This is a genomic window from Aminobacter sp. P4_H6_2 (assembly GCF_056400805.1).
Genome location: NZ_JBFUKO010000829.1, coordinates 1 through 1,979 on the forward strand (window position 1 = coordinate 1; position 1,979 = coordinate 1,979).

Annotated in this window: 3 protein-coding genes; all 3 read right to left on the bottom strand. The window is 61.0% G+C overall.

The features are described 5' to 3' along the window. A partial coding sequence (gene msrB, locus AC1DUU_RS30655; RefSeq protein WP_476787079.1) for a peptide-methionine (R)-S-oxide reductase MsrB occupies positions 1-472 on the bottom strand: 472 nt, incomplete at its 3' end. Positions 473-636: 164 nt separating this feature from the next. Further along, the gene (locus tag AC1DUU_RS30660; RefSeq protein WP_476787080.1) at positions 637-1,188 is read right to left on the bottom strand and encodes a fasciclin domain-containing protein; all 552 of its coding nucleotides are present in this window, start codon (positions 1,186-1,188) and stop codon (positions 637-639) included. Between the two features lie 192 nt (positions 1,189-1,380). After that, positions 1,381-1,979: anti-sigma factor (locus AC1DUU_RS30665; RefSeq protein WP_476787081.1), on the bottom strand; the 599-nt coding region annotated here is incomplete at its 5' end.

Here is a 1,979-nt window from a genome sequence, read left to right on the forward strand (position 1 = left end):
GCGCCAAACCGTTGATGCAATGGCGCTTGCCGGTCGGCGGTGGGCCATCGTCGAAGACATGGCCAAGATGGCCGCCGCAGCGGCGGCAATGCACCTCGGTGCGGGTCATCAGCAGCGAACTGTCCACCTTGGTGCCGACCGCATTGGGCAGTGCTTCCCAGAAGCTCGGCCAGCCGGTGTGCGAATCGAACTTGGTGTCCGACGCATAAGCGGCGAGATCGCAGCCGGCGCAGTGAAAGGTGCCCTTGCGGTGTTCGTCGAGCAGCGGGCTCGATCCCGGCGGCTCGGTGTCTTCCTGACGCAGGACAGCGAACGCGGCGGGCGAAAGAACCGCGCGCCATTGGACGTCCGTCTTGGTGACCTCGAAGTTTTCGGCCAACGCCGGGGCTGATATGTTCAGCCGCCTGGATAGCACCAAACCGGCAAGAACGGCGATCGCAGCACTGCCCAACAAAAATGAACGGCGGTCCATGGCATATCTCCTATCCGACCATAGGCCGGTGTCGCATCACTGCAAAATCAACAGGGCTTGAGTGAAATGGACTGCGCCCCGCAACGCAGACCGTTGCGGGGCGCTTTGCCGATTGCGCGTGCCTCAGGGAGCGACAGCGCGCGCAATCGCCCTGCCCCTAGGGCTTACATCTTGGGCAGCAAAACCTTGTCGATGACGTGGATGACGCCGTTCGACTGGGCGACATCGGCGATGGTGACGTTGGCGACGTTGCCGCTTTCGTCCGTCACTGTGACCTTGCCGCCATCATCCTTCAGGATCAGCTCGCACCCACCAGCCGTCTTGGCCATATGGGAGCCGCCGTCATCCTTGACCATCTTGGCAACGTCAGCCGACAWSGCCTTGGCGCCAACGACATGGCACGTCAGGATCTTGGCCAGCTTGTCCTTGTTTTCAGGCTTCAGAAGCGTTTCGACCGTGCCAGCCGGGAGCRCTGCGAAGGCTTCGTTGGTCGGTGCAAAGACGGTGAATGGCCCCTTGCCCTCAAGCGTCTTGACCAGGCCTGCTGCCTTGACCGCCGCGACGAGCGTGGTGTGGTCCTTCGAGTTGACGGCGTTCTCGACGATGTTCTTGTCGGCAAACATCGCAGCGCCGCCAACCATCGGATTTTGGGCATATGCGAAAGTGGCGAGAGCGGAAAAAGCACCGGCGAGCAAAGCGAGAGAGATCTTACGCATATCAAAACTCCTTGGGTTGTTTCCGGAAATGGAAAGGCACAAGAAGTTACGGATACGATCTCAGACAGTTTCGCGATCGCAATAAAATATACTTAGAGAATTTAAACAGAAGAACCCAAAACCTTGCAGATACGAGCGAGCCAGCGACAAAGTTTCAGCAATTGTGCATTCTGTGAATTATTCTTTTGGGGATCAGATGTTGCGGAGATCGCCGGCGGCGACCACGGGGCCGGTCGGCAGACCGCTCGGCGAACCACCCGCAGGCTCAAGGCTGACGGCGAGCACGGCACCTGTGGCGAGCTTGTCGCGCATCTCTTGCTTGACCGGCATTTTCATCGTGGTCCCAACCGGGATGACACCCATGGAGACCGGCGGGTTTTTGCCTTCGATCATCCAGAGTTCGAAATCCTTGCCGGCGGCGCGCTCGCCCGCGACATGCGACAAGCCGACCTCGCCGGTCGCCGCGTCGTACATGACCATGTATTTGACGTCGCTGCCATCGGCGGCAAGCGAGGCCACCATGAACTGCTGCGGTGCCTGGGCGGGCGGATTGATGTAGGGCACGGCAATGTACAGCACGAGAGCCGCCACTGCTGCTGCCGYCAGACCGCGCCAGAAGACGAGGCTCGACCATGGGTGCAGCCTTGACTGCTCCGCCGCGTCGCGGAGCAGCCGATGGTCGATGCCCCGCCTGACCGATACCGGCGCCTCGACCTCGGGGTATTCAGCCGCCAGCGGGGCAAAATGCACCTCCCATCTGTCGACGATGCGCGCGAAGGCAGGCTCTGCGT